The organism is Lentilactobacillus dabitei (genome assembly GCF_019061365.1).
Lineage (GTDB): Bacteria > Bacillota > Bacilli > Lactobacillales > Lactobacillaceae > Lentilactobacillus > Lentilactobacillus dabitei.
Window position 1 is genome coordinate 1 of sequence record NZ_JAHPPD010000129.1, and the last position, 4,903, is coordinate 4,903.

The following is a 4,903-nucleotide window of genomic DNA, read 5'->3' on the forward strand; positions in this document are numbered from 1 at the left end:
ACCCCTGTAGAATACAGGAATCAAGCCATGGTAGCTTAAATCAATATCTAAACTTGTCTAACTTTTCTGTTGCACTTCAAAATCGCCCCGGTTGCGCCCATTAGCCACTTGGCAATTGGGTAAGCCACAATTGCGCCGATGATCCCGGTCCCGATTAATTCACCAAAGGCGGCAAAAATCAGCTTTTGCGTCTTTTGGAAGACCCAGCCAACACAAAACGCGCCAATCATACTGCCGGGAAAGGCCAAGATCGTCCCCGTGCCAAGTAAATTGCGAATCAGTGACGTGATAAATGCTTGGGTTAACGCCCACCATGGTCCAACCAGCACGCCGGAAACCAGGTTAATCAAATGTTGCATTGGGGCCACCTTTGCCACGCCAATGGTAAATTCAAACATACTGCCGCCGACAACCCCGATTGCGGATAGTACTGCCGTCAATACCAAACGATACGTTGTATTTTTTCCCATAAAAATAGAGCCTCCCGTTGTCTTGGATAACAAAAAGAGACCCACACTTAGGCTTCACTTAACATCTTTCCTACGCTGGCGTTAACCAGATCAGGTTCGAAGGGTCCAGAAATTGCTTCTGTCTCAGCCAAATGGCTCCCCTAATGTTATCTAAACATTATTTAAAATTGCAGTGACCATTATACGTGAAAATTAAGCTCCTGTCATTATTTATTCGGAAATGATCTTCCCAACCGAGGCTTAGCTGGGTGACCTCGTCGTTGCGCCAGCCTTAAATTCGCTAATTACCTGCAAGAATTCCGCACCGTATTTAGTCATTTTGCTCTCGCCAACCCCTTTGACGTCTAACATTTCAGCCTCGGTGGTTGGCATGACTGCACTCATTTCGTGTAAGGTCTTATCAGAGAAGATCACAAACGGCGGCACACTTTGCTTTTCGGCAAAAGAACGCCTGAGTTTTCGCAGTTCTTCAAATAAATCATCATTCTCAGGCAACGCTTTAGCCGCCTTAACGGACGTTTTCCGGGAAACTTTTTGTTCACCTTTCAAGACTGCCAAGCCCAACTTTGAGACTTTCAGAACTGGAAATTGGCCACCCGTCGCAACCAGGTAACCGGCTGCCGTGAGATAATCAATTAATTCAACAATCTTCTTTTGAGACTGACCTTTCATGATGCCATAAGTTGATAGCTGGTTAAAATGGAAGTTATTTACCTTTTGTGAGTTAGAGCCCGCCAATACCAACGCCACCAGGCTTTTACCAAAGTGCTCATTCATTCGGTAAACACATGACAACACTTTTTGGGTATCAACGGTAATATCCTGCGATTCACGGGTATCAAGACAATTGCTGCACCGCCCGCAGGTTGGCCCTTCTTCACCAAAATAGTTAAGAATAAATTGTTGCAGGCACTGTTCCGTATTGGCATATTCGGTCATCACCTGTAACTTTTGATACTCGCGTTGTTTGCTCTGTTCGTCACGCTCGGATTGGTCAATAAAGAAACGTTGGGTCTGAACGTCGCCAATCTTAAACAATAAAATTGCTTCACTTGGTAGACCGTCTCGGCCAGCCCGGCCAGCTTCTTGATAGTAAGCTTCTAAGCTACCGGGAACCGAATCGTGAATCACAAACCGAACGTTGCTCTTATCAATTCCCATGCCAAATGCGTTGGTTGCGACCATCACTAATGCCCGATCGTAAAGAAAATCATCTTGATTTTGCCGCCGAACTTCCTTTGAGAGACCACCATGATACATAGTGACTGAAAAATGATGCTTTTTCAGCAATTTGGTTAACCGCTCAACTTCCTTACGGGTACTGGCATAAATAATCCCAGACTCAGTCGCATTCAGCTTCAAATAGTCCAGTAAATAACGATCACTGTCTTGATCCTTTACGACTTTAAACGATAAATTGTCCCGTTCAAAGCCAGTCTTAACTTCCTCCCCAATCGCTAAGCGCTGTTTAATATCTTCAGCAACTCGTGGTGTGGCAGTGGCGGTGAGGGCCACAATCGTCGGGTTAGAGGGCAGCTGATCGAGCCGATCGGTCAATGCCAGATAGCTCGGCCGGAAGTCATGGCCCCACTGGGAAATACAATGCGCTTCATCGACGGCCACCAAATCAATTGGTAATTTTGCCAATCGGAAAAACGCCCCGGAATCCAAACGTTCCGGTGAAACGTACAGCAACTTAATTTCACCGTTGACGGCTTGAGCAAATCGTGCATCAATCTCATCATAATCCAGGCTGCTATTAATAAAGGTGGCCGGAATACCATTTTCATTCAAAGCATCAACCTGGTCCTTCATCAGCGCAATCAACGGGGAAACTACCAACGTCACGCCATCAAGCAGCATAGCCGGAATTTGGTAACAGAGTGATTTCCCGCCACCAGTGGGCATAATGGTCAACACATTCTGATGAGCCAAAATGTCATTAATCACCCTTTCCTGTCCCGGTCGAAACTGATCATAGCCAAATTTAGTTTTCAGTAATTCTTGAGGTGTCATGTAGCCAGTCCTTTTCGTTTTAGTCACTCACTATAGTATACGAAAAAAACGCACTCGTTTCATTGGAAAAGAATGAAGGTTGGTATTTTAATTGAGATGAGACTGGAATGGGCGTTTTGAGGCTGAGACATTAGTCGGCAAAGTGTTTATAAATGCAACTTGGTTTTCACTTCATATATTGATAAAACTTGCGACAAACGGCTGATCCCGGCCATTTAATCCAAGTATGAGTGGCGATCCAAGTTAATGACTACCGGATGGAATTTAACAATCACTTTATCTTCGGGCAATTAACCAACAAGCCAGTGCATAACCTAACCGTTGGGCAGTTCGCGCTGTTGGATGAATCTTATGATCCTGTAATGTTTGATCACGGTTACGCCAACTAATGACCGTCGGCGCAATTTGATTAAAGTCAACCACCACCGCGCGGTTTCGCCGGTAGGTTCCCGCTTCAGCCGCCCGCAACTGACCAAAGGTGTAACCATACATGTTCGGAATATGATCACAACTTCGCCCGAGCATATCGTAACGGGAAATTGGCAAGATTCCGTATACCGTCGCACCTGGATTAACTTTGTGAATATAGTTGATTTCTAATGCCAGATGATGAGTCACATTTTGCAAACTACCTGATCTGGATCCATTTGTATAGTCGTTAGTACCAATTTGGACAAAGATCAGATTCATCTTCTTAATTGTCTTACGTTGGTGTTTCAAAACTTCACTCAAGTCCTCTGGAACAATTCGATTATATCTACCGCCAACGTATCTAAACCGATGCCCCACAATTTGGGCACTGGGAACTGCTTCATTATGGACTTTAGGCTTCGCACCCAGATATTTTCTGGTCCAGTCCGGATAGGCATCGTTTAAGTAAAAATGATAACCGTCCCATCCAGACGGAATCGAATCCCCAAACACGCCAATCCGTTTATGAATAAATCGATTTCCTGCTTTGGGCAATTTGATGTGAAATGATTGACTGCCAATTCCCTTAACTTGAGAATGAAACACCCAGTATGTATGTTGGCCATTGGCACTCATCAATTTGAAGACGACCCTTTTTTGACCATTTACCACAACGTGGGCCACCTGTGTGCGATACCAAGCTGTCCTTAAATAACGTTTGGCAGAAACGGATCGTTTAAAACTGAGGCTGGTGTATAGATAGGCTCGTTTCCTAACTGCGTATGCGTGCGCATGAATCGACAGGACCGCATGCACGTGAACATCCTTGATTGGATCAGCTTGAGCTCCTTGCTGACTAACCATTAAGCCACACGCTATTATGAAGCTAATAAGCCAAAAGAAACGCCCCTTATGTAACAAAACAAATCCTCCCCAATTAATCAACCGCCGCATTCTAATTATTAATTATACGATAAGTTCGATTACTGGATTGTTTCGTTTTGGTTACAGGCGGGGCGACGAATTCAACCGTCTTCATTTTGCTTAACACCATACATAGTTAGTTATAGCAATTAACAAATAGAATATTAGTCGGCAAATTATTTCTGAATACAACTTAGCTCACAATTCTTACAGTGACTAGGCTTGAAACAAAGGCTGATCATAGAATACAAAAAACAATGCATCCCAAAAAACAGAATGCATTGGTTCTTTCATTGAAATTCTGGGAGTAAATCACCTTTCGTCCCAATCTTTCCGAATTTTAGGACAGCTCCTCAAAGCAATAGCCTGCACATAAGCACCACAAACAAAAATCCAGAACCGGGATTTCTACTTTCGGCAACTTATGCTCCGGTTATTAACGCTTTACTGCGCTCACTTGTTTAGGACAGCTCCGACACAACTGATGCTAACATCTAAAGGGCTTTGAACTCAAACCCAAAACCGGGGTTTAAGCCCAAAGCCCTTTAGATACCGCATCACCCGTTGCTTGTCGCTCACTTGTTTAGGACAGCTCCTCAAAGCAGAGATCTGCATGTAAGCACCTCGAACAAAAATTCCCAAAACCGGAATTTCCGTTCGAGGAGACTTACACTCCGATCTCTAACCGCTTTGTTCCGCTCACTCTCATTTTTTACTTGTAATAAATTTTGACAAACTGTTTGTTGGCCGTAACGTAGCCGCCACTTACAACCAACCGCTTCGTTCCTGATTTGGTCAATGAGGTTGCGTGGCTATACGTATACCCCTTGACAGTTAATTTGGTTCCCTGCTTGTAAGAGCCGTTACGTTTCGTGAAGTTAGCATCCCGGTAGCGATTAATTGGTTGTTTAACGGTAATCCGTTTAGGCATCTTAACTCTGCCCAACTGAACTAATTTTCGATTACTGGTAATGTGGATTGAAGTCAATATTTGAGACAGATTTTAAGAGACATTCAGAACCGCGTTTACCTGCCACAGCTCAAATAAATCATTAATCGCGATTAATAACTTATTTGAACCC

General features: G+C 44.0%; 3 protein-coding genes, 1 pseudogene and 1 riboswitch. All 4 genes and pseudogenes read right to left on the reverse strand.

Annotation, left to right across the window (positions count from 1 at the left end):
- Positions 1-80: 80 nt before the first annotated feature.
- Positions 81-470 (reverse strand): annotated as a pseudogene (thiW, locus tag KTE19_RS12800) (energy coupling factor transporter S component ThiW); the annotation flags it as partial.
- 49 nt (positions 471-519) lie between these two features.
- Positions 520-622: riboswitch (TPP riboswitch) on the reverse strand.
- 88 nt (positions 623-710) lie between these two features.
- Positions 711-2,486 carry a DNA helicase RecQ gene (gene recQ, locus KTE19_RS12805; RefSeq protein ID WP_217342434.1) on the reverse strand — a complete coding sequence of 592 codons (1,776 nt, stop codon included), beginning with the start codon at positions 2,484-2,486 and terminating at the stop codon, positions 711-713.
- A 276-nt stretch (positions 2,487-2,762) separates the two neighbouring features.
- Positions 2,763-3,761 carry an SGNH/GDSL hydrolase family protein gene (locus KTE19_RS12810; protein ID WP_217342435.1) on the reverse strand — a complete coding sequence of 333 codons (999 nt, stop codon included), beginning with the start codon at positions 3,759-3,761 and terminating at the stop codon, positions 2,763-2,765.
- 772 nt (positions 3,762-4,533) lie between these two features.
- On the reverse strand, positions 4,534-4,752 hold the full coding sequence (locus KTE19_RS12815) for a DUF5776 domain-containing protein (RefSeq protein ID WP_217342436.1): 219 nt from the start codon (positions 4,750-4,752) through the stop codon (positions 4,534-4,536).
- Positions 4,753-4,903: the final 151 nt, after the last annotated feature.